This window comes from Nocardia vermiculata NBRC 100427, assembly GCF_001613265.1.
GTDB lineage: Bacteria > Actinomycetota > Actinomycetes > Mycobacteriales > Mycobacteriaceae > Nocardia > Nocardia vermiculata.
Genome location: NZ_BDCA01000018.1, coordinates 102605 through 129550, shown reverse-complemented (window position 1 = coordinate 129550; position 26946 = coordinate 102605). Strand labels below are relative to the sequence as shown.

General features: G+C 67.9%; 19 protein-coding genes and 1 tRNA gene. 9 read left to right on the top strand and 11 right to left on the bottom strand.

Annotated features, from left to right (window positions below; genetic code table 11):
• The first annotated feature begins 1 nt into the window (after position 1).
• Both NV2_RS31955 and NV2_RS19390 read left to right on the top strand, forming a co-directional pair.
• The gene (locus NV2_RS31955) at positions 2-361 is read left to right on the top strand and encodes a hypothetical protein (protein WP_210749434.1); all 360 of its coding nucleotides are present in this window, start codon (positions 2-4) and stop codon (positions 359-361) included.
• On the top strand, positions 355-696 hold the full coding sequence (locus NV2_RS19390; RefSeq protein ID WP_067876181.1) for a type II toxin-antitoxin system PemK/MazF family toxin: 342 nt from the start codon (positions 355-357) through the stop codon (positions 694-696). Before NV2_RS31955 ends, NV2_RS19390 begins: the two co-directional genes overlap by 7 nt.
• 101 nt (positions 697-797) lie before the next feature.
• On the opposite strand, the gene NV2_RS19385 is transcribed toward NV2_RS19390, so the two are convergent.
• Together NV2_RS19385 and NV2_RS19380 are read right to left on the bottom strand one after the other, a co-directional pair.
• A complete protein-coding gene (locus NV2_RS19385) occupies positions 798-1685 on the bottom strand; it encodes an aldo/keto reductase (protein WP_067876178.1) in 888 nt (295 codons plus the stop codon).
• A 133-nt stretch (positions 1686-1818) separates the two neighbouring features.
• Positions 1819-1892 (bottom strand) — tRNA-Met (locus NV2_RS19380).
• Between the two features lie 675 nt (positions 1893-2567).
• Between NV2_RS19380 and NV2_RS19375 the strand changes: the two genes are divergently transcribed.
• Positions 2568-3137, top strand: coding sequence for a transglycosylase family protein (locus NV2_RS19375; protein ID WP_067876175.1), 570 nt, complete (start codon positions 2568-2570; stop codon positions 3135-3137).
• A gap of 408 nt (positions 3138-3545) precedes the next feature.
• On the opposite strand, the gene NV2_RS19370 is transcribed toward NV2_RS19375, so the two are convergent.
• Positions 3546-6548: a UPF0182 family protein gene (locus NV2_RS19370; protein WP_084475105.1), complete on the bottom strand. Its 3003-nt coding sequence runs from the start codon at positions 6546-6548 to the stop codon at positions 3546-3548.
• A 200-nt stretch (positions 6549-6748) separates the two neighbouring features.
• Here NV2_RS19370 and NV2_RS19365 point away from each other — a divergent pair, with 200 nt between their 5' ends.
• Positions 6749-7345 (top strand): PPA1309 family protein, encoded by a 597-nt coding sequence (locus tag NV2_RS19365; protein ID WP_067876173.1) that lies wholly within the window; start codon positions 6749-6751, stop codon positions 7343-7345.
• On the opposite strand, the gene NV2_RS19360 is transcribed toward NV2_RS19365, so the two are convergent.
• Positions 7342-8367, bottom strand: a complete 1026-nt coding sequence (locus tag NV2_RS19360) for a YlbL family protein (RefSeq protein ID WP_218019004.1) — start codon at positions 8365-8367, stop codon at positions 7342-7344. The genes NV2_RS19365 and NV2_RS19360 overlap by 4 nt on opposite strands.
• A gap of 50 nt (positions 8368-8417) precedes the next feature.
• Here NV2_RS19360 and NV2_RS19355 point away from each other — a divergent pair, with 50 nt between their 5' ends.
• Positions 8418-9899, top strand: coding sequence for a zinc-dependent metalloprotease (locus tag NV2_RS19355; RefSeq protein ID WP_067876167.1), 1482 nt, complete (start codon positions 8418-8420; stop codon positions 9897-9899).
• 16 nt (positions 9900-9915) lie between these two features.
• Here the strand turns inward: NV2_RS19355 and NV2_RS19350 are convergent, their stop codons facing one another.
• Positions 9916-10863 (bottom strand): FAS1-like dehydratase domain-containing protein, encoded by a 948-nt coding sequence (locus NV2_RS19350; protein WP_067876164.1) that lies wholly within the window; start codon positions 10861-10863, stop codon positions 9916-9918.
• A gap of 227 nt (positions 10864-11090) precedes the next feature.
• On the opposite strand from NV2_RS19350, the gene NV2_RS19345 reads away from it, so the two are divergent.
• Both NV2_RS19345 and NV2_RS19340 read left to right on the top strand, forming a co-directional pair.
• Positions 11091-12029: a hypothetical protein gene (locus NV2_RS19345; protein WP_245662675.1), complete on the top strand. Its 939-nt coding sequence runs from the start codon at positions 11091-11093 to the stop codon at positions 12027-12029.
• 104 nt (positions 12030-12133) lie between these two features.
• Complete coding sequence (locus NV2_RS19340; protein WP_067876161.1) at positions 12134-13477, top strand: ABC1 kinase family protein; 1344 nt, start codon at positions 12134-12136, stop codon at positions 13475-13477.
• Positions 13478-13604: 127 nt separating this feature from the next.
• Here the strand turns inward: NV2_RS19340 and NV2_RS19335 are convergent, their stop codons facing one another.
• Positions 13605-13916, bottom strand: coding sequence for a WhiB family transcriptional regulator (locus NV2_RS19335; RefSeq protein WP_084475075.1), 312 nt, complete (start codon positions 13914-13916; stop codon positions 13605-13607).
• A gap of 619 nt (positions 13917-14535) precedes the next feature.
• A complete protein-coding gene (locus tag NV2_RS19330) occupies positions 14536-16683 on the bottom strand; it encodes an ATP-dependent DNA helicase UvrD2 (RefSeq protein WP_067876158.1) in 2148 nt (715 codons plus the stop codon).
• A 183-nt stretch (positions 16684-16866) separates the two neighbouring features.
• Here NV2_RS19330 and NV2_RS19325 point away from each other — a divergent pair, with 183 nt between their 5' ends.
• On the top strand, positions 16867-17118 hold the full coding sequence (locus NV2_RS19325; protein ID WP_373863589.1) for a mycoredoxin: 252 nt from the start codon (positions 16867-16869) through the stop codon (positions 17116-17118).
• 17 nt (positions 17119-17135) lie between these two features.
• Here NV2_RS19325 and nudC read toward each other — a convergent pair whose 3' ends face one another.
• Complete coding sequence (gene nudC / locus NV2_RS19320; RefSeq protein WP_067876151.1) at positions 17136-18065, bottom strand: NAD(+) diphosphatase; 930 nt, start codon at positions 18063-18065, stop codon at positions 17136-17138.
• 22 nt (positions 18066-18087) lie between these two features.
• Positions 18088-19170, bottom strand: a complete 1083-nt coding sequence (locus NV2_RS19315; protein WP_245662674.1) for a potassium channel family protein — start codon at positions 19168-19170, stop codon at positions 18088-18090.
• A gap of 97 nt (positions 19171-19267) precedes the next feature.
• Between NV2_RS19315 and NV2_RS19310 the strand changes: the two genes are divergently transcribed.
• Positions 19268-19669 carry a DoxX family protein gene (locus NV2_RS19310; protein WP_067876150.1) on the top strand — a complete coding sequence of 134 codons (402 nt, stop codon included), beginning with the start codon at positions 19268-19270 and terminating at the stop codon, positions 19667-19669.
• 29 nt (positions 19670-19698) lie between these two features.
• Here the strand turns inward: NV2_RS19310 and NV2_RS19305 are convergent, their stop codons facing one another.
• Positions 19699-23361: an ATP-dependent helicase gene (locus NV2_RS19305; RefSeq protein ID WP_245662673.1), complete on the bottom strand. Its 3663-nt coding sequence runs from the start codon at positions 23359-23361 to the stop codon at positions 19699-19701.
• Positions 23358-26879: an ATP-dependent helicase gene (locus NV2_RS19300; protein WP_067876147.1), complete on the bottom strand. Its 3522-nt coding sequence runs from the start codon at positions 26877-26879 to the stop codon at positions 23358-23360. Before NV2_RS19300 ends, NV2_RS19305 begins: the two co-directional genes overlap by 4 nt.
• Positions 26880-26946 lie beyond the last annotated feature (67 nt).

Below are 26946 nucleotides of genomic sequence, written 5' to 3'. Positions count from 1 at the left end.
TATGACATCTGTAAGACATCGCGAGCGCGGAAAGGGCGCCGCTCCCGCCAAAGGGGCGACGAAGCGCTCTCGACCAACGGCTGAGCAGGGAACACCCCATCTCGGCCGCAGCCGGCTGGCTCAGGTTCGGTTGCGCGATGACGAGATGCGAGCCCTCGAACAGGTCATGCAGACTCTGGGCCTGGCCTCGACATCCGATGCCCTACGCGAAGGGCTGAAGCTCTTGACGAGGGAGGCAGCGGAGGTGAGCGCGGCCGAAGAGATCCGAGAGTTCTATGGTGACCAGCCCACACCGCTACCAGAGGGAGTCACAGAACCGAGCGATTCCGAGCTTGCAGCTGCGGACGATATGCAGTGGTGAGCGCCGGCACGCCACTGAGAGGCGAGGTATGGGCCTGCGCTTTCCCGCAACCCGTCGGACCACACCCCGCAATCGTACTCACCGTGAACCGAATCGCGGAACCGCTGGCCGCAGTCACGGTCGCGGTAATCACCGGCACATCGGGACCGCCGACCACTCATATTCCGATCGGGCGTGACTCGGGGCTGACGAAATACGACGAGTCATATGTGAACTGCGCGGATCTTCACACTCTGGCCAAGCCGCGATTACGACGGAAGCTAGGACTGCTGGCACCGAGCGAGTTGCGCCGTGTGGAGGACTCGGTGCGCCTGATCCTCGGACTACAACCGTGATTTGCGCTTATCGGATAACCGGATCGTCGCCCGGCAACGGGACCAACCGGTGAGACCCAATTCGGCCGAGGCTACCGGCTTACGTTGACGGGTGGGTCAGCTCAGGCCTCCGGTATGTCCACACCGAACGCCTCGAGGGTGACGTCGGCGGGTTCGGGACCGCCGCGTTGTCCGGTGTCGAGGGCGTCGATGGCGGTCAGCTCGTCATCGGTGAGCGTGAAGTCGAAGACCTGGAAGTTCTCGGCGATGCGTTCCGGTCGGGTGGATTTCGGGATCACCGAACGGCCTTGCTGGAGGCCCCAGCGCAACAGCACTTGCGCCGGGGTTTTCCCGTGGGAATCGGCGATCGCGGTGACGGTGGGATCTTCGAGGGTGCTGGTGTGGCCGCTGTCGCGGTAGAAGGTGATGCCGCCGATCGGCGACCAGGCCTGAGTGAGGATGCCGTGTTCGGCGTCGGCGGCGAGGACGTCGGGCTGGCGGAAGTACGGGTGTACTTCGATCTGGTTCACCGCGGGGACGACCGAGGTCTGCTTCAGCAGGTTGTCGAGGTGGTCGCGCATGAAATTGCTGACCCCGACGGCGCGGACTCGCCCGTCGGCCAGTAGCTGTTCCAAGGCGCGGTAGGCATCGACCGTGAGGTCGAACCGAGAGGGCAGGGCCTGATGCAGGATGAGGAGATCGATGCGGTCGACCCCCAGTTTGCCGGCGCTCTTGTCGAACGCGTGCAATGTCGCGTCGTAGCCGTAATCGCTGATCCAGATCTTCGTCTCGATGAAGATCTCCGAACGCGAGATGCCCGAGCTGCGGATCGCCTCACCTACCTCCCGTTCGTTCCCGTAGGCAGCGGCGGTATCGACATGCCGGTAGCCGGTATCCAGCGCGGCGGCGACGGCAGCGGCCGTCTCGTCGGGTGGGGTCTGGTAGACCCCGAGCCCGATCGCGGGCATCTCGACACCGTTGTTCAGGGTCAGGAGCGGTGTTGTGACCATGTCCTGGTGCTACCCGCCGAGCGCGTACCTAGTCGTCGATCGCGGGAAGGCGGCTGGAGGACAACGGGCGCGGGTGCATTCGGACAAAGAAATGACCCCCGGAACCCATGGTTCCGGGGGTCATTCCCTTTAGTAGCGGGGACAGGATTTGAACCTGCGACCTCTGGGTTATGAGCCCAGCGAGCTACCGAGCTGCTCCACCCCGCGTCGGTGAACACAACATTACACACGAGTTCGCGGAGGTAGCAAATCGTGTGGTCAGAGGGTGATTTCGCCGGTAGCTGCGAGCAACCTTCGAACCAGAGCATGGGCCACGAGGCTGCATCACCCCGCCCGCTTCCCGCCCGACCATCGACGACCACCAATAAAACCAACCGTTATGTTTCCCCCCGGAAGGACTGCACCCACCCGTGGCAACGCGCCTTCACCGCGACCGCCCCGACGCCGCGAACTTCCAACCCTTTTCGGGGGATTCACGCGGAGGTTCGAACCGCCGACCACCCCTGGTTTCAGGTCGGAAACGCGCGCGTTTCCAAAGTTGAGCGCCATAAAACGTGACCTGGCGCACATTTCCCCGGTGATTCACCACACATCACGGCCGAATAACATATATGTAGTTCAATCGCTTATTGCATAGCCAACCTGCATCAACGCTCTATTACCTGTTATTCGCTTCATGCAATTAACGCTGTTATCAAGACGTGATCTACCGAGATCTCTTCGTTATGGTCGACTCCGGCCCTGATCGAACGTGACGGGCCCCGACCCGAACCGCTGCACACCGGCAACCCTGCCCCGCGGTACGGGGATCCCCGACCTCCTGGGGGCAGGGACGCGGCGGAACTATCGCCGACGCCGGCGGGCGCAGGGAGGGACACCATCATGAACCAGAACCGGAAGATCAGCAGTCGCGCCCTCGGCCTCGTGGCCGCCGCCGGCGCCCTTGTTGCCGTCCCGTTCGCAGCGTCGACCACCGCTTCGGCTGCGCCCGCCCACGACTGGGACGGTGTCGCACAGTGCGAGAGCGGCGGCAACTGGGGTATCAACACCGGTAACGGCTACTACGGCGGTCTGCAGTTCACGCAGTCCACCTGGAACGCCAACGGCGGCTCCGGCTCGCCGGCCAATGCCAGCAAGGAAGAGCAGATCCGCGTCGCGGAGAACGTGCTCGACACCCAGGGCCCCGGTGCCTGGCCGGTGTGCGGCCAGTACCTGCGCTACGCGCCGGCCGAGGAGCCCGCTCCGGCTCCCGCGCCGCAGCCCGCCCCCGAGGCCGAGGCCCCCATCCAGCTGCCCGCCGATCTGCCCGTGCAGCTGCCCGCCGAAAGCCAGGACCTGATCAACCAGGCCACCGAGGCCGGTAAGCAGGCTGCCGCGCAGTACGGCGTGAGCGACCAGTTCCAGCAGCTGCTGGAACAGACCAGCGGTCTGGTCGACACGCTGGGGCGCTGACCCCGGCCGCGGTGATCCCGCGGATGTGACTCGAACGAATTCGGCGCTGCCATCATCGGATGGCAGCGCCGAATTGCGTCTGTGCGACCGGTACCGGTGCTCAGAGCGCGTTGCAGCCACCCCAGCCCGGATCGGCCGCCGCTCCCGAACTGCCGTTGTAGATCAGACACATCGGAATGATCAGCAGCATCAGGATCGAGTTGACGATGTTGTCCACAGGCTTCTCCCAGATAGGCCCACATGCGGGCGATGTATGTTCACAGGCCGTGTCGGCCGTGGTGACGACCGCGTTAGCACCTCGTGGTGCCGTCACTTTCCGGGGCGCCGAGGTTCGGGGCAAGCCATGACGAACAACGACGGCGCCCCGGACAAACCGGGGCGCCGTCGCCTCAGCACGGGCGGGACGAACTATCCGCCTGCCTTGTTGTAGCCGTCGATAGCCGTTTGCAGACTCTCGAGTGCCTTACCCAACTGCCCGAGATCGCCGGACTTCTGCGCGTCCTCGACCGACTTCAGGGCGTCGTTGAGCTGCTGCACCGCGGCATCCCTGCCCGCCGAACCGGTGGCCGGGGGTATCGCCGGCGGCGGCGTATTCGGCGTGGACGGTTCCGGTGCGGTGCTGCCCTGCCCCTCGGACGGTGTGGTGGCCGCCTGACCGGGTTGTGCGGCAGTCGCTTCACCGAGGCCCGCCTGCACCTCGTTGAGTGCGTCACCCAGCGTGGATTGGTAGCCGACCTTGTCGTTGTAGGAGGCCAGCACCTTCACCAATTGCGGGAACGACGCGCTGTTGGGTCCGGCGTTGCGTTCCAGATACCAAGGCTCGACATACAGGATTCCGCCCTCGCCGATCGGCAGTGTCAGCAGATTCCCGTATTTGATCTTGTTGGTATTACCACCGGTCAACAGTGTTCGATCGTTGGACACTCGGGCGTCGGTGGTCATCGACGTCTGGACCTGTTGCGGGCCGGGTGTCTGCGAATCGGTGGGGAGTTTTCGCACCGTGAACTTGCCGTAGTTCTCCGGGTCGGACGCGACCTGGATGTAGGCGGCGAGGAACTGCCGCTTGAAGCCGACCATCGCACTGGTCAGATTGAACTGCGGTTTTCCGGTCTTCTCGTCGCCCAGCAACAGATAGTAGGGCGGCTGATGCGCACTGGTCGGAGTGTCCGAGGTCGGATCGTTGGGTACCGACCAGAACGCGTTGTTGGTGAAGAACTCACGCGGATCGTCGACGTGGTAGCGCGCCAGCATCTCGCGCTGCACCTTGAACAGATCCTCCGGATACCGGAAGTGCGCACGCAACTCCGGCGTGATTGCACTCTCGGGTTCCACCGTCCCCGGGAACACCCCACGCCAGGCGTTGAGCACCGGATCGCTGGGATCCACGTCGTACAGCTTGACGGTGCCGTCGTAGGCGTCGACGGTCGCCTTCACCGAGTTGCGGATGTAGCTGACTTCCTTGCGCGGCACCTGACGTCCGGTGCTCTGGTCGACACTGTCCTCGACCACGCCCTCCAGCGAGGTGCGTTGGGCGTAGGGGAAGTTGTCCAGCGTGGTGTAGCCGTCGACCATCCACAGGATCCTGCCGTCCACCACCGCCGGGTAGACATCGCCGTCGGTGGTCAACCACGGCGCCACCTCCCGCACCCGGTCCCGCGGGTCGCGGTTGAACAGGAGCTTGGAGTCCGAGCCGATGGCGCCGGAGAACAGGATGTTGCGTTCGGCGTACTTGGCCGCGAAGGCGAGCCGGTTGAACCAGTTGCCGATCGGCACACCACCCGCACCCGTGTAGGTGTATTGCGCGGTGCCGGTGTCGTACTCACGCGGTGCCTCGCCGTTGCCGCCCACGATCGCGTAGTCGGCATCCGAATCGGAGATCATCTCGCCGTAATAGATCCGCGGCTGATCGACCGGGATCGCCTGCCGGTCCTTGGGCGTGAACAGGTCGCTCACGGTGGACTTGTCGTCGACATTGAATACCGGGTAGCCGTAACCACCACCGGAACTGTTCGATCCCCCGGCCGCGGCCTGCTGGGTCTCCTTCGGCGGAGCCACGTTCACGCGGTTGGCCGGCGACGCGACGAAGCCGTTGCCGTGGGTGTAGACGGTGTGCTGGTTGATCCAGTCGGTCTGGTTACCGGACAGGTTGCCGGGCACCAGTTCCCGGGCCGCGACGATGTAGTCCTGCTTCTCACCGTTGATGGTGTAGCGGTCGATGTCCAGCGGATCGGGGAAGCCGTAGAAGTTCTGCAGCTGCTGGCGCTGGATGAAGGTCTGGGTCAGTAGGTTCGGATCCAGCAGCCGGATGTTGGCGATGGTCTGCTGATCGGCGGTCGACGAACTCGGGTCCTTGGTCTGGGTCCCCTTGTAATCGACATAGGAGACCTTGTCGTCGGTGAGACCGTAGGCCTGTCTGGTGGCGTCGATATTTCGCTCGATATACGCCGATTCCTTGCTCGCCGCGTTCGGGCGGACCTCGAACTGCTCCACGACCAGCGGCCACACCGCGCCGACCAGGATGGACGACAGCAGCATCAGCGCGGCGGCCATGGCCGGGACCCGCAGATCACGCAGCACCACTCCGGCGAAGAACGCGATCGCGCAGATGATGGCGATCGACATCAGGATGAGCTTGGCCGGCAGTACGGCGTTGATGTCGGTGTAGGAGCCGCCGTCGAAGGTCGGCTCCTTGCGGGTGCTCGACAGCAGTGAATAGCGGTCGAACCAGTAGGCGACGGCCTTGAGCAGGACGAAGGTTCCGGCGATCACGGCGAGCTGGATGCGGGCCGGGCGGGTGAGGTTGCCCTCGCGCCCGGCCAGCCGCAGTCCGCCGAAGATGTAGTGCGTGACGAGGTTCGCGAAGAACGCGATCACGACCGCGACGAACAGCCAGTTCAGGATCAGCTTGTAGAACGGCAGATCGAAGGCGTAGAAGCCGACGTCGAGATGGAACTGCGGGTCCTGGATTCCGAACGCGCCGCCGTGCAGGAACAGCTGCACCGTGGCCCAGCTCGACTGCGCCACCAGACCCGACAGCAGACCCACCAGTACCGGGATCCCGATGCCGAACAGCTTCAGCCGGCCCATCACGGTGCTGCGGTACCTGGCGATGGGATCGCTGGGCCCGGAGACCGGAACGAAGACCGGCCGGGTGCGATAGGCGGCCAGCATCGCAGCCCAGACCACCATGCCGACCACGATCCCGACCACCAGGAACAACAGGATGCGGGTGACGAGCACGGTGGTGAACACCCGCCGGAAGCCGACCTCGCCGAACCACAACCAGCTCGTATAGGCGTCGGTCAACCGCGGACCGACCAGCAGTAATGCCGCTATGACGAGCGCGGTGACCAGCAATATCCGGCTGCGTCGAGACAGCGAAGGTAAGCCTGTCGGGGGGCGCATGCCCACGATGCCACTCTCCCAGGTCCGGCGGTGTACCGAAGCGAATGTCGGCCGGCACACCGCAGTCCGATGATGCGTCCGGTCCTTGCGGACCGTCTCTCGCGCCCCACTCTACGTAAAACGGGTCAGGATGGATCGCGATGGTTCCGGTATGCCCCGTCGCGATATCTCGGCTGCCCCGCAGGGGCGGTGCCACCGGACGTACAGTGTCGGCCGTGACCCTGGACAATCCCTCCTCCACCCTGTTCCGCTGCATTCGGGATGTGGCCGAGTACGCCGACACCGAAGGCTGGGATCAGCCGCCGCAATTGTTCGCGCTGGTGCCCACCGCCGACCTGGTCGCGGCCGAGCCGAGCCTCGAGGAGCAGCTGACCGACGGGGCAGCACTGACTCCCATTGCCCAGGAGCCGCTTCCGGACGATCTGCGCAGCGATTCGATGGCGCTCGACGAATTCCTGGCCACCACCAGCTGGCCGGCCGCGGTGCAGGGAGTGGTGCTGGTGCAGCAGATCGTGGTGCTGCCTCCGGCTGCCGAGCAAACCCTCGACGACGCCATCGCGCCGCTGCTGGCCGACCGTGATGCGGCCGACCGCGCGGGACGGGACGCCGCGCAGTCACATCCCGAGCGCCGCGACGCCCGCCTGTACGCCGGGGCGCTGCGCGACGGGGTCACGTTGTGCCTGCTGCAGTTGCGGCCCGACGAGGACGACCCCTTCCCGGAGATGGATCTGCGCACCGCGCCCAACCTGGCCCCGAATCTGGTCGAGGCGCTGCGGCACACGCTCGAGAACGAACCCGATTAACCGCAGCCGGGTGCCGGACGACCGGCATTCACATCGTCCAGGGCGGCCACCGCACCCGCCAGGTTCTCGACCTTGACCAGTTTCAGACCTTCCGGGGTGCGCTGGCGGGCCTCGTTGCAGTTGCCGGCCGGGACCAGGAAGGTCTCGGCACCGGCATCGCGGGCGGCGATCATCTTGTATTGGATGCCACCGATCGGGCCGACCTTGCCCGCCGGATCGATGGTTCCGGTGCCGGCGACGAAGCGGCCGCCGTTCAGTTCACCGGGGCTGAGCTTGTCCACCAGCGCCAGACTGAACATCAGGCCTGCCGAGGGCCCGCCGATATCGGCGAGGTTGAAATCCACCTCCATCGGCCCGACCGCAACCGCCTGCGGAGTGATGCCCAGATATGCCTTGGTCGAATCGTCCGGTCGCGCACCGAGCTTCACCTGCACCGTCTGCTCCCCGCCGTCGCGGCGGATCACCATCGGGATGGTCGTTCCGGGCGCCGCGCCCTGCACCGCGTCGATGACGTCCTGGGAGGTGCCGACGGGTTTGTTGTTGACGCTGACCAGTTGGTCACCCTCGTGCAGCACGGCTTTGGCGGGCGCGTCGTCGGCGACCACCCGCACCTTCACCGCGGTGGGCCGGTCCAGGAAATTCAGTGCGGCCAGTTCCGCGTTGTCCTCGGACTGCTGGAAATCGGCCTGATTGGACTGATCGACCGTGTCGCGCGACACACCGGGCGGGTAGATTTCCGCACGCGGCACCAGACCGTAACGGCCGTCGACCCACAAGCCGAACGCCTCGAAAATATTCAGCCCGTCGCGAACGGACACCGTCGTCATGTTCAGATGCCCGGAGGTCGGATCCACCTCCGCATTGTGGATCGCGACGACCTGCTTACCGTCGACCTCACCGAGGGTATTGAAGGTGGGACCAGGGCCGAGAGCGACGAACGGCACCGTGACCGCACTACCCACCACACCGAGGACGAGCACAGGCACCAGAGCCGCTATCAAGGTGATGATCCGACGATTCACCCGGCCCACAGTAGCGGCTCGCCGATCACCATCCGCGTAGCCTTGGGGGCATGAGCGACGTGCCCTTCGGATTCTCGAACCGCGACGACGATCCCGACCGCGACAAGCGAGACGATCAGTCCGGCTCGGGAGCGAGCAACCCCTTCGGCTTCGGCACGGGGTCCGCGGGCGCGGCCGGATTCGATCCCGCGCAGCTCGGGCAGATGCTGACCTCGCTGGGCCAGATGTTCTCCACTATGGGACAGCCCGGCAGCGAGTCGAGCCCGGTGAACTACGACGTCGCCAAGCGGCTGGCCCGCCAGCAGCTCGGCTCGTCGGTCGCCCCGGTCACCGAGGGCTCCCAGCGCGCGATCAGCGACGCCGCGCACCTGGCCGAGTTGTGGCTGGATGCCGCGACCACGCTGCCCGCGGGGGCGACCCGAACGGTGGCCTGGACCCCGAACGACTGGATCGAGGAGACGCTGCCCACGTGGAAGCGACTCTGCGATCCGGTGGCCGAGCAGGTATCGGGCATGTGGAGTTCGTCCCTCCCGGAGGAGGCCCAGCAGTTCGCCGGGCCGATGCTGGGCATGCTGGGTCAGATGGGCGGGCTGGCCTTCGGCTCGCAGCTGGGCCAGGCACTCGGTCAGCTCGCGCAGGAGGTACTGACCTCCACCGATATCGGGCTGCCACTGGGACCCACCGGAACCTCGGCGCTGATGCCGAGCGCCGTCACCGAATTCAGTAAGGGCCTGGAACGGCCGGAAAGCGAGATCCTGGTCTACCTCGCCGCCCGTGAGGCAGCCCATCAGCGGCTGTTCGCACACGTGCCATGGCTGCGGCACCAGGTGCTGGGTGCGGTGGAGGATTACGCGCGCGGTATCCGGATGGACTTCTCCTCCATCGAGGAGGCCGCGCAGAACATCGACCCGATGTCGCTGACCGATCCGTCCAAACTCGAGGAACTGCTCTCGCAGGGCACCTTCGAACCACAGACCACCCCGGAACAGAAGGCGGCGCTGGAGCGGCTGGAGACGCTGCTCGCGCTGATCGAAGGCTGGGTTCAGATCGTGGTAGCCGAGGCCGTCGGGGATCGGCTACCCGGCGCCGGCGCGCTGGCGGAGACGCTGCGTCGCCGGCGCGCCACCGGCGGTCCGGCCGAGCAGACCTTCGCCACACTCGTCGGCCTGGAGCTGCGTCCACGCAAGCTGCGTGAGGCGGCGACGCTGTGGCAGCGGCTCACCACCGATGCCGGGATGTCGGCACGCGATGCGGTGTGGGCGCACCCGGATCTGCTGCCCAGCTCCGAGGATCTCGACAATCCCAGCGGGTTCATCGACGGTGTGATCGGCGGCGGCGCGAACGTTTTCGACGATCCGCTGGCGCAGCTGGCCGAGACCGAGGCGCGCGAGCGCCGCGAAGGCGGTGCGGCGCAGCAGGAACGGCCGAGCGACGAGGCCGCCCGGCGCGAGGACTCGCAGGGCTCCGCACCGGATTCGGAGAAGCCGGATTCCGGGGAGACCGACTCCGGTGACGAGCAGGGCGGGAAGTAGTCCCCGCCCGCACCCGTCAGCCCAGTCGCGCCTCGGCGCTCACACAGCCGAACAGCTTGCGCCCCTTCGACAGGGCGTCCACGGCGACCGTCACCATGCGCCGGCGTGAGCTGATCCGGCCGACCCTGCCGCCGAACCGGATCGGGGTCGGCATGCCGGGAGTGACGGGCAGGTAGTGCAGCTTGGGCGTGTACTGGACCTGCAGTTTGGTCAGGGCGGTCGGATCACCGAGCCAACGGCCCAGATACTCCGAGAGCAGGCCCAGCGTGAGCATGCCGGGCACCGTGCTCGCCGCACCGGCATCTCGGCGCGCCTGGTCGGCGGCAACGGTCACCGTATCGCCGGGCAGGACGGTACCGACCGACAGTGAGCCCACATCGACCAGTGGACGCGGCTCGCGGGCGCGTACCCGCTGGCGCGGGAGGCGCAGCCGGCGGCGCAGCGGGAGCGGTTCGAGATCGTCGGCCCGGCACTCTGTTTCGTGGTATCCGGAATCCGGTGGGGTGTGCACGAGCAGCGTCGAGGAACCGGTGCTGACAATCCGGTCCTGGTGGTCGTGCAGCACGGTGGTCACCGAGATCACGGCGTAGTCGCGGTAGTGCCGGAAGGATTCGAAGCCGATCTCGCAGCCGATCCGGTCACCGGCCAGCAGCGGCCGCACGATGTCGAGGGTGCGGTCGGCATGCACCACACAACCGCTGTGAAATCCGGGGATCAATGCGTTCAGGGTGCGTGCCTCGGCGCGCATCCACACCGTGGTGGCAAAGCTCGACGGCGCGACCAGGGCGCCGAATCCTCGTGCCGCCGCGGCGTGTTCGTCGTCGTGGATGGCGTCCGCGGCGCCCACCGTCGCCGCGTACGCGCGAATCGTGTCCGCCGCGATCGGACGATCGCTGCGCGAACGAAACCGATGTTCACCGTGCAGGGGTGCCACCGGCGGCACGTCGACGGTTGCACTGACCATGGAAACTCCTTCTCACCAACCGAACCGCCCCGATTGTCGGTCGCCGCCGTCCGGGCGTTAGCAGTTGTCGCACAGGTCTGGAGAATTCACCGCGCGGCACCGGTCGGCATTGTGGACACCGACCGGCGCCGCCGGGCGCGCGGGACCGTGCTGTGGATATGCCCGAATCTGTGGACAACCAGCCGTTTTCCGGCTCGGCGCAGGCGCGACCGGACAATACTGAGCCCATGACACTGTCACACGCACGTGGGCCGATGTTGCATCCGCGGGTGGCCGTGCTGCGCCGCCCTTCGGGCGCGGTGCAGCTGGGGTGGGACCCCGAGCGGGCGGTACTGCTGAGACCGTCGGCCGTGCCCGTGGATACGGTGCTGGCCTTCCTCCGGTTGCTCGACGGTTTACGCAGCCGCCCCGAGATCCTGTGGGAGGCTGCCCAGCTCGGAATCGAGGGGGCCGCGGCATCGGACCTGTTGCACGATATCGACGCGGCGGGCGCGCTGGTGTGGCCGCAGGCGCACCGCACCAGGGTGCGCGATGTCCATGTGCACGGGCGAGGGCCGCTGGCCGATGCGGTGGATGCGGGCATCCGGCGCCTGGGAATCACACCGACGCGCTCGCGTGAGTACCGCAGCGGTGGCACGAATTCCCTGTCGCGGACGGATCTGGTGATCTTGACCGATGCACTGGTTCCGGTTCCCGAACTGGTCAGCATGCTGCTGGTGCGGCGCGTTCCACACCTGCAGGTACGAATCCGCGACGGATACGGTGTGATCGGACCGCTGGTGCTGCCCGGCGGCACGAGCTGTCTGCGCTGCGCCGATCTGACCCGGGCCGAACTCGATGCCGACTGGCCCCACCTGGCAGCACAGTTGCTCGGTCGCAGCGGGTACGCCTCCCCCGCCACCGTCGCCGCCACCGCGGCGCTGACGCTGCGGGAGGTCGAATCGATCATCGAGGGGGCGACCGACAATCCGCCGCAGACCTTGGATGCCACGCTGGAACTGAACCCCGACACCCGCCGGATCGGACGGCGTCGGTGGGAGCCGCACGAAGCCTGCGGATGCCGGTTGATCGCCGATCCGGTGCTCGGCCCTCGGCAGGTGGAAAACACGGGGACACCGAGCCCGGACGGGACGGACACCGCACATTCACCGGGAAACGACCGGTGATCAGCATCAGAGCATCAGTGTGATTCAACACACGCCCGGTCAGGAGGGGAAAGTTCAGCCAATTCACATGGCACACCGCCCACCGAGTCAGCCATGATGGGGATGTGTCTGAGATTGTGCGCCGTAGCTCATCCCGAAACGCCAAGCTGGCGAAGATCCCCTTGGGTATCGCGGGACGAGCGGCTGTGGGCTTCGGCCGCAAAATCACCGGTGGTGATCGGGGCGAAATCAATGCCGAACTGAATCAGAAGGCCGCCGAGCAGATCTTCTCCGTCCTGGGCGAACTCAAGGGCGGCGCGATGAAGTTCGGGCAGGCGCTGTCGGTGATGGAGGCCGCGGTCCCCGAGGAGTTCGGTGAGCACTATCGCGAGGCGCTCACCAAATTGCAGGCCGCAGCACCGCCCCTACCTGCCGCCGCGGTACACCGGGTACTCGACCAGCAACTGGGCACCGCATGGCGCAAACGCTTCCGCTCCTTCGACGACACTCCCACCGCGTCGGCGAGCATCGGTCAGGTCCACAAGGCCGAATGGTCCGACGGGCGCACGGTCGCGGTGAAGGTGCAGTATCCGGGCGCCGACGAGGCCCTGCGCGCCGATCTGAAAACGCTGAACCGGATGGCCGGCATGATCGGCTCGGTGATTCCGGGTGCCGACGTCAAACCCATCCTGGCCGAGATCACCGAACGCACCGAGGAAGAGCTCGACTACCGCACCGAGGCCGCCAACCAGCGTCGGTTCGCCAAGGCCTTCGACGGCCACCCCCGTTTCCTGGTTCCGAAGGTGGTGGCCGGCGCGCCGAAGGTGATCGTCACCGAATGGCTCGACGGCACCGCGGTCTCCGGGATCATCCAGCGCGGCGAACAGGACCCCGAGGGCACTGTCGAGCTGCGTAACCGAGTGGCCACGCTGATGGGGGAATTCCATTTCTCCTCCCCCGCGCTGGCACGCATGCTGCACGCCGACCCGCACCCCGGCAATTTCATGATGCTCGACGACGGACGTTTGGCAGTACTGGATTTCGGCGCCTGCGCGCCGTTGCCGAACGGCTTCCCGCCGATCCTGGGCCAGATGGTCGCACTGGCGGTCGAGGATCGGTTCGACGAGCTGACCGAGCTGATGTACAGCAACGGCTGGGTTATTCCGGGCCGCACCGTCACCCACGCCGAAATCGCCGACTATCTGCGGCCCTTCACCGACCCGATCCGCGAGGACTCGTTCCATTTCACCCGCAGGTGGATGCAGCGGGTCGCGGGCAAGGCCACCGATGTGAGCCGGCCCGAGATCAAAACCGGTATGTCGCTGCAACTTCCGGCCGAGCACATCATGATCTTCCGGGTACTGATGGGTTCGATCGGCATCTGCGCGCAGCTGGACGCCGAGGTGCCGTTCATGAAGCTGATGCACGACTGGGTACCCGGCTACGCCGAATACCGCACTGCCGGCTGAGGATCCACACTCACCGGAACCACCACGACGAATGGGACGAGCCCCGCACCGGTCATCGGTTGCGGGGCTCGTCGGTGTTCGGAGGAATGGTCGAGGCGGATACGCGCTCGGCCGGAACCAGCGCCTGTCACGCCAGTGCGACCTTACGCGGGCGGCCACGCGGCCGCTTGCGGGCGATCACGGCGCCCTGGTCGAATATCTCGCCACCCCAGACTCCCCAGGGCTCACCGCGATCCAAGGCGGCCGCGAGGCAGCCCTGACGGATCGGGCAGGAGGCGCACAGTGTCTTGGCTTCCTCCAGCTGGGTGGGGCTTTCGGCGAACCACAGGTCCGGATCCCCTGCCCGGCAGGGCAGCGGCAGGGCAACACCGCGGGTGCGGGTCGGCCTCGCGGCCTGGGTCGATCGGCATGTCACGCGAGTAGCGGTCGCGGCGGACACGTCTTCTCCTTCAGCTCGTGCGGCGGTCGTTTCGTTGTCTTCGCGAAACCGGTGCCAGGCGGCTGGAGGCCGAAACAAGAATGGCCACGGTTTCGCTTCGGCGATCCGTGGCCAGGAGGCTGGGTAGTGGGTGCTACCTGAGCCGACTTCGGTGTCGGCTACTGATCACGGTCGCTGGGTGTGCATAACGGAGGCGGGCTGCGGGCAGATGTGCCGTCTTACGATCGGCATCTGCTGCGAAGGCATCGAATGCGCCGGTGGAAATACCGACGGGTTCCTGATGCCAGCCCCGCTCGGACTTGGCTGCGCTCAGTGCATTGATCGGCGCTTGCGGGCGAGCACCCATAATGCCGACGACAGACAGACCGGTCCCCTGCGAAGCGAGGACCCCCCGGGAGGTGGACGGGTTCGGAACCATCGATGCCATAGCGCTTGTCGAAGCGAGAGCCACGATGCAGTTCATTTTGTCTACCTCCCTCCTACTCGATTTCCGGCTGATCATTGTGCGCACCGGAAGTTGCCTCCCAACGCGCGTTCCCCACACTACGGGTGCGATACACAACCGCACAACCTATTTTTCACCTGCGGTTTTGCGATTTTTCTCGATGCCGCCGCCGGATCACCGGTTGCGCACGCACGAGCGCACGACAGCCAGTAGTTCCGGACCGAACTGTTGCGATTTCGCCTGCCCGATCCCCGGGATCGCGGCCAGTGCGTCCTCGTCCATCGGCACCTGTTCGGCGATCGCGGTCAGGGTCTTGATGCTCACCACGGCGAACGGTTTGATCTCGAGTTCCTCGGCCCGTTCCCGGCGCCACTGCTGCAGGGCACCGAGCAATTCGGCATCGACCTCGGCGGGACAACTCGAGCAGCGCCCGAGCAGGGTGTCGGTGGAATTGAGCAGCGAGCGCCCGCAGACCCGGCACACCGGCAGCCGTTTACCGCGCCGCCGACCGGTGGCGTTCGCGACCACCGAGGCCGGCGATTCGTCGGGCACCAAACCGGTGAGAAACCGGCTGCGACGGCGATTGCGGCGGCGGCCGTCCGCGCGGGCCAGCGCCCAGGACAGGCGCAGATGTTCACGAGCACGGGTGACCCCGACGTAGAGCAGCCGGCGTTCCTCCTCGAGCCCTGCCTCGTCGACCACCGCACCCCCATCGCCCAGGACGTGCGCGATGGGCACGGTGCCGTCGGTCAGCCCGACCAGGAAAACCGCGTCCCACTCCAAGCCCTTGGCCGCATGTAACGAGGCGAGGGTGACTCCCTGCACGGTCGGTGGATGGCGGGCCTCGGCGCGCGCCGCCATCTCACGCAGCACCCCGGCGAACCGGAGTTCGGCATCGTGGGCGGCGAGTTCCTCGGTGAGCTGCACCAGCGCCATCAGTGACGACCAACGCTCGCGGGCCTGAGCGCCCGCCGGCTCCTCGGCGGTCAGTCCCAGGCGGGCGAGGACCGCACGCACCAGCGACACCACCTCGGAGCCGCGCGCATCGGGCAGATCGTCACGCGCACCGGCCTGGCGCAGGGCCTGCACCGCCTGCCGGACCTCGGTGCGTTGAAAGAACCCCTCCCCACCACGTACCTGGTAGGGGATGTCCGCCTCGGTCAGCGCCTGCTCGTAGACCTGCGACTGCGCGTTGATGCGATACAACACCGCGATCTCGGACGCGGGCACGCCGTTGCCGAGCAGTTTCGCGATGCCCTTGGCGACAGCGGTGGCCTCCACCATCTCGTCGGCGTATTCCGCGAACGACGGTTCCGGGCCATCGGACCGCTGCCCCACCAACTGCAGCCTGGTCCCGGCGATCCGGCCGCGCGCCGCGCCGATCACCCGGTTGGCCAACGACACCACCTGCGGGGTGGAGCGGTAATCACGTTCGAGACGGACCACCGTGGCCTCGGGAAACCGGCGCGAAAAATCCAGCAGATACGACGGACTCGCACCGGTGAACGAGTAGATGGTCTGATTCGCGTCGCCGACCACGGTCAAGTCGTCGCGGTCACCGAGCCACGCGTCGAGCACACGCTGCTGTAATGGGGTGACGTCCTGATACTCGTCGACGACGAAGCAGCGGTAACGGCCTCGGAACTCCTCGGCGACGGCCGGGAAATCCTCCAGCGCCGCGGCGGTGTGCAGCAGCAGGTCGTCGAAATCGAGCAGCAGCCCCTCGGGCGTGTTCTTGAGTGTCTCGTAACCGGTGTACACCGCGGCGATCTTGTCCGCCTGATACGGGATATCGCGGTGGTGGCGGGCGGCGGCCCCGGCGTAGTCCTCCGGTGCGACGAGTGAGGCCTTCGCCCACTCGATCTCGCCGGCGAGATCACGCACATTCTCCGTGGCCGTCGGCAATCCGACCCGGTGCGCGGCCTGCGCGACGATCGTGAACTTGGAATCGATGAGCTTCCACGGCACCTCACCCACCACCTGCGGCCAGAAATACTTCAGCTGCCGCAGCGCCGCCGCATGGAAGGTACGGGCCTGCACCGTATTCGCCTCCCCGCCGAGCCCCAGCCCGCGTAGCCGGGAACGCAGCTCCCCCGCCGCCCGCGCAGTGAAGGTGACCGACAGCACCTGATCGGCGCGTACGTGTCCGGCCGAGACCAGATGGGCGATGCGATGAGTGATGGTGCGGGTCTTACCGGTGCCGGCGCCCGCGATCACACATACCGGGCCACGCGGCGCCTGCACCGCGGCCGCCTGCTCGGGGTCGAGCCCGTCGAGCGGCGGACTGGTCGATGGGGTCGGGACAGGCACGGGCTCCATCATGACAGGCGGTACCGACACGTGGTCGGCCCCTGCCAGGGCTCGTACTCCGGGTGCAGCGCGGGCGCCGGCGGACCGAGCACCGCGCCACCGCGGCCGCCGCACCGACCACGACACCGACGTCCGTCGCCGCGTGTCACACCACCGACGGGAACAACTGCGCCCGGATGCGATGTTTCACCGGATGTGACTGCAACTGACCTGACCATGTACTCGACGACCTGGTGCGGCTATTGCCGCCGCCTGGAGAAGCAACTCCAGGAGGCCGGCATCACCTACTCCAAGGTCGATATCGAACAGGATCCGGAGGCGGCCGAGTTCGTCGGGCGTGTCAACGGCGGCAACCACGTGGTGCCGACCTTGAAGTACGCCGACGGGTCGACGGCGACCAATCCGACCCTGGCCCAGGTGAAGCAGGCCCTCTCCGCGATCGGCTGACCGGCCCGACCGCCGGATCAGACCTCCGCGGCAGCCCAGGACTCGACGATCGTGCGGGCAATGGAGATGGACCCGGGCAGCAGTAGCCGCTGCTGCCCGGCCGCCGCGGTCTCACCGGTGACCGAACCCCACGCGCCCGAAGCCAGTGCCTGGCGCACCTCGTCGCGAGTGAACCAGTGCGCCTCGGCGATCTCACCATCGGAGAAGACCAGCGGGGCCTCCGGATCGGCGACTGCGGCGAAGCCCAGCATCAGCGACCGCGGCAGCGGCCAGGGCTGGCTGCCCAGATAACGGATGTCGCGCACCTCGACGCCGACTTCCTCGCCGATCTCACGCGCCACACACCGCTCCAGCGATTCGCCGGCCTCCACGAAACCCGCGAACAACGAGAACATCTTTTCCGGCCAGTTCTGCTGCCGGCCGAGCAGCACCCGATCGGCACCGTCGTGGATCAGGCAGATGACCGCCGGATCGATGCGGGGGAACTCCTCGTGCCCGGCCGCGTCGATCCGCGACCACCCGGCGTTGGAAGGTGTGGTCAAGCTGCCGTCGACGGCGCTGTAGCGAGCACGATCGTGCCAGTTCAACAACGCCAGCGCGGTGGACAACACCCCGAGATGCACATCGTCGACCTGCAGCGCGGCACCCACCACCCGCAGATCCATCAGTTCGCCGTCGAGGTCGTTGTCGCGGATGGCCCAGATGTGCTCGTCCTCGATCACCCCCAGCAGCACGGCTTCGGGCGCCGGCTCCGCCGAGTACTGCACAGCGCTCTCGAAGACGATGCGCTCACCCTCGACCCGGACCTGGCCGCGCCGCGTCATGCGCAGCAGCTTGGCACCCGACCAGCCCTGCTTCAGTGCCTGCTCGTCCGAACGCAACGTCTCGGCACGATCGAGGGCGGAACGCGACAGCAGCGGAAGATCATTCAGTTCGAATAGCGACACATACCGAGACTATCGGCCCGGGCTACTTCTGGACGCGGCGGATGAACAGCAGCTTGTCCCCCGGCTCGAGCGCGTCCACCTGGGGCTCGTCGACCCGGATGAGGATGCCCTCGCGGACCACGCCGAGCACGATGTCGCGCAGGTGCCGCGGCGAGCCACCGACCTCGTCGGATTCGACATCACGTTCGGCGATCGCGAACCCGGCCTCCGGAGTGAGCAGATCCTCGATCATGTCGACCACGCGCGGGGTGATGGTCGCGATGCCCAGCAGCCGTCCCGCGGTCTCCGAGGAGATCACGACCGAATCGGCGCCCGACTGCCGTAGCAGATGTGTGTTCTCCGCCTCCCGGATGGCCGCGACGATCTTGACCTTCGCATTGAGTTCGCGCGCGGAGAGGGTGACCAGCACCGCCGTGTCGTCCCGGTTTGCCGCCACCACCAGCGAGGCGGCGTGCTGGACCCCCGCCAGACGCAGCACATCCGAACGTGTCGCCGGCCCGTGCACCGTCACCAGGCCGGCGTTGGCCGCGATCTCCAGCGCGGTCGCATCGGTGTCCACCACCACGATCTCCGAGGGCTGCACCCCGTCGCCGAGCATCGCGTCGATCGCGGTCCGCCCCTTGGTTCCGTAGCCGACGACCACGGTGTGATTACGCACCTTCTGCCTCCATCGCTGAATCTTGAACGCCTGACGTGACCGCTCGGTGAGGACCTGCAGGGTGGTACCGACCAGCACGATCAGGAACAGCACACGCAGCGGGGTGATAACGATGGTGTTGATCAGCCGCGCCTGCTCGGTGAGTGGCGTGATATCGCCGTAGCCGGTGGTGGACAGCGACACCGTCGAGTAGTACGCGGCATCGAGCAGGGTCATTTCCTCGCCACGGGCGTCGTGATAGCCGTCGCGACCGAAATACACCACCAGAGTGGCGAGCACCAGCAGCAGAATCGCGAACATGACCCGGCGGGCGAGTGAGACCCACGGGCTGATGCGCAGTTCCGGAATGCGGAGAATGCCGACCAGCGCGTAGTCCGGACTCTCGGTCAACCGACCCAGCCCTCGCGGGCCCTTACCGAACACGGCATCCCCCGGATCCGTCGTCACTCACCTGTGCCACAAACCGGGAGCGTACCGGCACGGGACCGACTCGACGGACGGGGCACGCGAGTGCCACAGTGGGGCCGGGAAAGGACGAGAACCTATGAGTGATATCCCTCGCGCCGCGCAGCGGCGCGCCGTGCTGATGAGTGCCGCATTGTTCGGCATGGGCACCCTGCACTTCGTGCTGCCGAAACCGTTCGATTCGATCGTCCCGCCGGCGCTGCCGGGCCGGGCCCGCACCTACACCTATCTCTCCGGCGTGGCCGAACTCGGGGTCGCGACGGCACTGGCGGTGCCGCGCACGCGGCGTCTGGGCGGGCGGATCGCGGCACTGCTGTTCATCGCGGTCTTTCCGGCCAATGTGCAATTCGCCGCGGACTCGGTGCGCAACGCCGAGGCACCGAAGCCGGTGAAATGGGTGTCGGTGCTGCGACTGCCGCTGCAGTTTCCGATGATCACGCAGGCGCTGCGGATCAGCCGCGAGGCGCCCTCGATGCGCTGATCGCCCGCGGTGGCCTTCCGGACCTCCGGTTACTCCAGCTCTTCGGGCACAGGTTCCTCGGGCGCAGGTTCCTCGGGCGCAGGTTCCTCGGGCCCGGGGTCTTCGGGCTCCCCTGGATCGGGAGCCGCCGCCCAGCGCGGTGCCGCCGCGGCGATGAAGTCGGCGAGTTCGTCCGGATCGGGCAGGTTCGCCGGCGCCACGGTGTGTCCACTGCGGACGTAATGAAAGGCGGCACCGACCTTTTCCAGCATCCGGGCCTCGGTGTCGCCGGTGCGGGCCGCCATCATCCGGGCCCACGCGATCCGGTAGACCGCCAACTGCATCGCGACCGATTTCTCCTGGGTGCGGGTCGGCTCGGCACCGGTCTTCCAGTCCACCACCACCCAGCCACCGCCGGGCTCGGCGAACACCGCGTCGATCCGGCCGCGCAGCAGCGTGCCGCCGATACTCGTCTCGAACCCCACCTCCACCTCGAGCGGATTCCGGTCCGCCCACGGCGAGGCCAGGAACGCCTCCTGCAACCGAATCAGATCGCCGTCGCTGTCCGCACCATCCGCGGCGCCGGGTAGTTCGTCGAAATCCAGCAGGCCGACCGCGCCGAACCAACGTTGCAGCCACGCGTGGAATGCGGTGCCGCGGCGGGCGAGTGGACTCGGTGGATACGGCAGTGGGCGACGCAGTCGCGCCGCCAGCTTCGCCGGATCGGCCCGCATATCGACCAGCGCGGTCGCGGGCAGCTGGGTGGGCAGCTCCACTTCCCGGATGCCGTCCTCGGGAGCGAAGTGCTCGGCGAGCAGTGCGTCGACATCGGCGGCCCAGCCCTCCGGATCGGAGTCGGGCACCCCGGCTGCGATGCGCGGCTCCTCGTCGGACGAACTACCGGTTGCCGCTGCCCACCCTGCCGGTCCTTCGGACGAATCCGCGGCCGGCACATCCGAGGGCCCGGTAGCTGCGGACGAACCGCTGTCGTTGTCCGGATCGTCGAAGAGTTCCAACTGGTGCGGCGACTCGGACGCGGGCCCGGGCTCCCCGGCGGGGGCCCGGGTATCACGCAGTGCCGCGCGCACCAGCGCTGCACCCGACTCGACAGCAGACCGGTTGTGTTCCAACGGGTCTCGTGGCCAGTTCGCCACATCGGGACGGTCGGTGAACGGGTTGACGGCGTCGGCGGGCGGGGTCTCGGCCCACAGCTCGACACGAATGGTGCCGTGGCCGGGTGATTGCGGATGCTCGGTCCACCGCTTCAACTCCAGCAGGAAATCCGAGGGGCCCTTCGGGGCCGATCCGGTTTCGGCCCAGTGATGCGCCGAAACAAACAGTGCGCGTTCGGTTCTGGTCAGCGCGACATAGAACAGCCGCCGCTCCTCGTCGAGGCGGCGGCGGCCGAGCGCGTCCTTGTGCGCCTTGATGGCCTGCTCGAGGTCGGTGCGATCGTAGAGTTCGCGCAACTCCAGCACCGGGACTCCGTCGCGTGCCGTGGATTCGTCGGCGCCGGAGTCGGTTTCGCGCTGCCGGTCACCCCGCAGGGAGGTGGGCAGTTCGGCGAGCGCACCGAGCCAGGTCCCGGCGGCGGTTCCGGAGGGGAACAGTCCGCGCGAGACGTGCGGCACCGCCACCACCTCCCACTCCAACCCCTTGGCCGCGTGCACGGTGAGAATCTGCACGCGGTCGTGCGCCACCTCCACTTCGCCCGGCTCCAACCCGTTTTCGACCTCCTCGGCGGCGGCGAGGAAGCTCAGCAGACCGGGCAGGGTGGCGCGATGGTCTCCGGCGAATCCGGCCACCACGTCGGCGAAGGCATCCAGGTGCTCGCGACCGGCGCCCGTTCCCGCACCGGCCCGCCGGGTCTGGGTTTCCACGCCCACCCCGATGGTCCGTTCCACATCGGCCACCAGCTCCGACAGGGGTTGTCCGGCGCGCTCGCGCAGTGCCGCCAGCTCGCGGCCCAGCGCATCGATGCGGGCGTACCCGGATTCCGAATATCGTTGCGCCGGTCCGGGGTCGGCGATCGCATCGGCGATACCCGCCTGTTCAGCAGGTTCGGGTGCTACCTCGCGCAGTGCCGCCGACAGCGTGGCGGCATCGGTGATCGGTTCGGCGCGGCCGTGGTCTGCCACGATCGACAACTCCCGCGCCCGCGCCGCCAAGGCGGCCAGATCACTCACCCCGATGCGCCAGCGGGCGCCGGTGAGAATCCGCATCGCCGCACTACCGGCGCCGGGATCAGCGATGAGGCGCAGGGTGGCCACGATATCGGCGACCTCGGGAGTGGCCAGCAGGCCACCGAGGCCGACGATCTCCACCGGTAGTCCCCGCGCCCGCAGTGCCTCGGCGAGCGGTGCGGCATCGGCATTGCGGCGTACCAGGACCGCGGAGGTGGGCGGTGGGTCGCCACGCTCGGCCGCCTGCGCCCATTCGGCGGCGATCCGCTCGGCAACCCAATCACGTTCGGCTGCCACGGTTTCGGCGAGCGCCAGTGCTACCGCACCGGCGGTCGCCTGTGGTCTGGGACGCAACGCGTCCACCCGCACCCCGCTGTCGCGCAGCGGTTCGGCCACCAGATTCGCCAGATCCAGTGCTTCGGGCGGGTTGCGCCAACTGGTCAGCAACGGCAGCACCGGAGCCGGAACCCCGGGCGCGGCCGGGAAGTCGGTGGTGAAACGCGGCAGATTCGCTGCCGACGCACCACGCCAGCCGTAGATGGACTGCATCGGATCGCCGACCGCCGTCACCGCGGGACGGGCCGCACCGCCCGAATCGGACCCTTCCGCCCCGATGTCGACGGCCGAGCGCTCACCGAACAGGGCGGCCAGCAGAATGCGCTGGGCGTGCCCGGTGTCCTGATATTCGTCGAGCAGTACCAGCCGGAAGCGGTCACACTCGGCGTCGGCGACCTCCGGATGGGTAACCGCCAGCCGCGCCGCCAACGACATCTGCGAGCCGAAATCCAGTGCGCCCCTGCGGCGCAGCTCCTCGCCGAGCCGTTCCACCAGCGGTAGCAGCGCCACTCGGTCACGCTGCACCTCGACGATATTGCGTAATTCCTGTTTGGGCCCACCGCGCTGTCGCGGTCCCGCGGGCAGGGTGTCGACCAGATGCTGCAGCTCACGGTGTGCGTGCACCAACTGTTCGGGTTCCACCAGGTGTTCGGCGAGCTGACCCGATAAGGCCAGAACCGATTCGGTGACCGAGACCGGGCTGCGCTCGGTATCGAGATCACCGTCCCAACCGGTGACCACGCGGTGCGCGAGCTGCCACAACTGGGTCTGGGTGAGCAGGGTGGCCGAAGGTTCCACCGGCAGCAGCAGACCGTGTTCGCCCAGTAACCGGCCCGCGTAGGAGTGGTAAGTACTGATCTCCGGTTCGGATCCCAGCAGGGTGGCCCGCAGACGCCCACCGGCGTCGATGTCGCGCATCAGCGGCGCACCCGCCAGCCGGGCCAGCCGGGTGCGGATACGTGTGGTCAACTGCTGCGCGGCTTTACGCGTGAAGGTCAGGCCCAGCACCGCATCGGGGGCGACGAGCCGGTTGGCCACCATCCACACCACCCGCGAGGCCATGGTTTCGGTCTTCCCGGCCCCGGCACCGGCCACCACGAGCGTGGGCCCGGCCGGTGCGGCGATCACGGCGTCCTGCTCGTCCGTCGGCGGCGGCAGACCCAGCGCCTGCGCCAGCTCGCCGGGCGTGATCATCTCTGCGTCACCTGGCGGCCCCGGTCCTGCACCGGGCAGCTCCCGGCAACCTGGCAGTGCCGGCATCCGTCATTGCGCATGGCCAGGAAGCTCGGCCCGCGCGTAGCCGCGGCCGCGGCGTGAATATTGTCGCGCCACTGGGCGATACCGTCGGAGTCGAGTGCGGACTGGAGGCGTTCGGTGGCGCTGCCCCGGCTGGGCTTGGCCACGTAGACCAGCCGGGCACCGCCGGGTTCGGTGTCGCTGCCGTCCTCGGCGCTCAGGCCGTTCGCACCGGCGGCCACCTGGTAGGTGGCGAGCTGGGCGTGCTGCTGGGCGGACTGCTTGGTGATCGGCGTCTTCCCGGTTTTGATATCGACGATAACGAAGCGGCCGAAGGCATCTCGCTCCACCCGGTCGACTCGACCGCGAATGCGCACCGGTATCTCGTCGGCGTCGCGCGCCGGGAGGACACAGTCCACCGGGACCTCGACGCCGACCGCCTCCAACTCGTCACGGGTGTTGCGTACCCAGGCCACGAAGGTGTCGACCATCGACTCGGTGCGGCGTAGTTCCAGGCGCGAGTGCCAGCTCCGCGGACCGTCCTCACCAGCACTGGGGTCCACCGTCTTCCACGCCTTGACCAGTGCCTTCTTGACCTGTTCCTCGGTGACCCGGCCCGCCAGTGCCTGCACCAGCGTATGCACCAGGTTGCCCTTGACGGCGTGCGGATTGTCGCCGTCGCTGCCGCCGTGCCGTTCCAGGGCCCAGCGCAGCGGACAGGTGCTCAGCAGTTCCACGGTCGACGGGGACAGCGCCACCGGTCCGTCACCGGAATCCCACAGTGCCAGTTCCGAACTGGGATCCACGAGGCCGTACCACTCGTCGGGGTGTGCGCCCGGCACCCCGGCTCGCGCCAACCGGGCCAGTTGGCCGGCGGCGCGTTCGCGGCGATGCGGTTCGGCCTCGTCGTCGCAGACCACGCCGCGCAACTCGGCGATCAAGGCCTGCGCCACCAGCGCGCGGCCCGGATCGACCGGTGCCGGGACACGGCCGGGCTCCCCCGGCTGTGCGTCCGGATCGAGTTCGGCGAGAAATCGGGACGGCACCAGGTCCCGGTCCCCACTGACGGATTCGACGGCGGTGACCAGCAGGCTGAACCGCGCCCGGCTGCACGCCAGCAGGAGCAGCCGGCGCTCCTCGGCCAGGATCGGTGCGGCGCGGCTGAGCTGCTCACCGGGCTCGGCGACACCGCCGACCAGATCGACCAGCTCCTCGACGCCCAGCAGGGTGCCGCGCGGGCGCAGATTCGGCCAGATCCCCTCCTGCACGCCGGCTACCGCGACCACATCCCATTCTCGACCGGCCGCGGCATGCGCGCTGACGATGGCGACCGCGTCGCCGGGTTCGGTCAATGGTGCCGAATCCTGGCTGATCTCTTGTAATTCCAGATATTCGACGAAGCCCTCCAGGGAGGCGCCGGGGAGCCGGTCCACATGGGCCGCGGCCGCATCGAACAGGCCGACGGCCGCATCCAGATCACGGTCGGCCTGCACCGCGCCCGGTCCGCCCCGCTCGGACTGTGCCACCCAGCGCTTCTCCAACCGGGAAGCCGTCCACAGCGCCCACAGCACATCTTCGAGACCGGCACCGCGGCGCAGCGCCCGCCGGGCCCGGTCGACGGCCTTCAGCACCCGCACCAGCGGCGCCACCTCGACCTCGGTGAGCTGTTCGATCACACTGCGGTCGCCGACCGCGGTGATGAGATCGCGGAGTACCACCGCGGTGGAACGGTCCAGCTCCGAATACGGCGCCAGGTCCTCATCACCGCTGCCGTCCCGGTCACCGTCGCCCGGGCCGCCGGATCCCGCGTCCGTGTCATGGTCGAGCGGCGGGCCCGCACCGTCGCCGGGCACCGCGCCGGTATCGCCGCCGGGCACCGCGTCCGTATCGACGTCGGCTTCCGCGTTCCCCTTGTCCCCCCGGGCGATCATCGCGCGCCGCACCCCACGGCGTAACCGGCGCAGGCTGATCTGGTCCGCTCCGCCCAGCGGACCGACCAGCAGATCCAGCGCGTCGTCCGCGGTGAACGCCCCCGGGCGGTCGCGTTCGACGACCAGCAGTGCCCGCAGCGACTGCAACATCCAGGCCGCGCCGCGCCGCCGCGCCAGCGGGATATCCGGTTTGGGCCGCAGCACCGGAATACCCGCAGCCGTCAGCGCGCGGCGCAGCGGGCCCAGCGACAGCGGTACCGATCGCACCACCACCGCCATCCGCGACCACGGCACCTGGGTGGTCAGGTGGGCACGGCGCAGGTGGTCGGCGATCAATGCCGCCTCCTTGGCCGGGGTGGTGAGTACCCGGACCTGTACCTGACCGTCGACCGCCGGTTCGCCGAGGAGATGCGGACCGCCGATCCGCACGTCGAAGCGGTGTTCGGTGCGGCCGGGCATCCGGGCCGCGATCCGGGCCACGGCATCGTGCACCGCCGGTGCGCAGCGGTGGTCGTCGTGCAGGACGATGCGGCGCGCGGCGGCGGCGCCCGGGTCGGTGACGAATCCGGTGTCGGCGCCCCGGAAGCTGAAGATCGACTGATCCGGATCTCCGGCGACGACCGTGGTCGCCGGGCCCGAACCGATGGCGCGAATCAGCTGCGCGGCCAGTGGATCCACATGCTGGGCGTCGTCGATCAGCAGGGTGCGTACCCGGTCGCGTTCGGCGGCGAGCAGCTCGGAATCCGCGATCAGCACTTCCAGCGCGGCGCCGACGAGTTCGGCCGCGTCCAGGGCGGGTGCGCTGGCCTCGGGTGCTTGCACGCCGACCGACCAGCGCAGCAGCATCATCTCCTCGTAGCGCTGTGCGAACGCCCCGGCGGCCTCCCATTCCTCGCGGTGGTGCAGACGGCCGAGGTCGACGAGGTCTTCGGGGCCGAGGTCGCGCTCGGTGGCCCGCAGCATGAGATCGCGCAACTGTTCGGCAAAACCGTTGGTGCCCAGGGCCGCGTGCAGGCGCTGCGGCCACAGCGGTGCGGCCCCCTCGGTCCCACCGGCCATGTCTGCCATGTCCGCCAGGTCGCCGCGCAGCATCTCCCGCAGCACCACATCCTGTTCGGCACCGGTGAGCAGTCGTGGCGGCGGATTGCCGCGGGCAGCGGCATGCTCGCGCACCACGGCGAAGGCATAGGAGTGCACGGTGCGCACCATGGGCTCACGGCTGACGCCCGGAACACCGTCGAGTCCGGGAGCTACCGCGTTCAACTGCCGGGTGAGCGCGCCGCGCACCCGCAGCGCCGCCTGCTTGGAGTGGGTGAGGATCAGTACCGACGACGGGTCCGCGCCGGCGGTGATCCGATCGACGGCGAGGTCGGTGAGCAGGGCGGTCTTGCCGGTCCCCGGCCCGCCCAGCACCTGCCAGGGGTGCCAGCCGGGATCGGCCGCCGACCCGCCCGCGAACAGCGTTCGGGCATCGGCACCCCATTCGCGTGGCCGGGGTGCGGTCTCACTGCGGCGCACCAGTCGCACCGAGCTATCCGATCGCATCACAGCGGCTATTTCAACAGACACCCCCGACAGAGTCGGATCCGACCGACAACCTCCGGCTATCACC

Bases quoted from the DNA above. Each gene is read 5' to 3' on its own strand.
- NV2_RS19350 (WP_067876164.1), bottom strand. From the start codon at position 10,863: ATGGTCAGTGCAACCGTCGACGTGCCGCCGGTGGCACCCCTGCACGGT.
- NV2_RS19375 (WP_067876175.1), top strand. From the start codon at position 2,568: ATGAACCAGAACCGGAAGATCAGCAGTCGCGCCCTCGGCCTCGTGGCC.
- NV2_RS19330 (WP_067876158.1), bottom strand. From the start codon at position 16,683: ATGATGGAGCCCGTGCCTGTCCCGACCCCATCGACCAGTCCGCCGCTC.
- NV2_RS19355 (WP_067876167.1), top strand. From the start codon at position 8,418: ATGAGCGACGTGCCCTTCGGATTCTCGAACCGCGACGACGATCCCGAC.
- NV2_RS19385 (WP_067876178.1), bottom strand. From the start codon at position 1,685: ATGGTCACAACACCGCTCCTGACCCTGAACAACGGTGTCGAGATGCCC.
- NV2_RS19310 (WP_067876150.1), top strand. From the start codon at position 19,268: ATGAGTGATATCCCTCGCGCCGCGCAGCGGCGCGCCGTGCTGATGAGT.
- NV2_RS31955 (WP_210749434.1), top strand. From the start codon at position 2: ATGACATCTGTAAGACATCGCGAGCGCGGAAAGGGCGCCGCTCCCGCC.
- NV2_RS19345 (WP_245662675.1), top strand. From the start codon at position 11,091: ATGACACTGTCACACGCACGTGGGCCGATGTTGCATCCGCGGGTGGCC.
- NV2_RS19300 (WP_067876147.1), bottom strand. From the start codon at position 26,879: ATGCGATCGGATAGCTCGGTGCGACTGGTGCGCCGCAGTGAGACCGCA.
- NV2_RS19305 (WP_245662673.1), bottom strand. From the start codon at position 23,361: ATGATCACGCCCGGCGAGCTGGCGCAGGCGCTGGGTCTGCCGCCGCCG.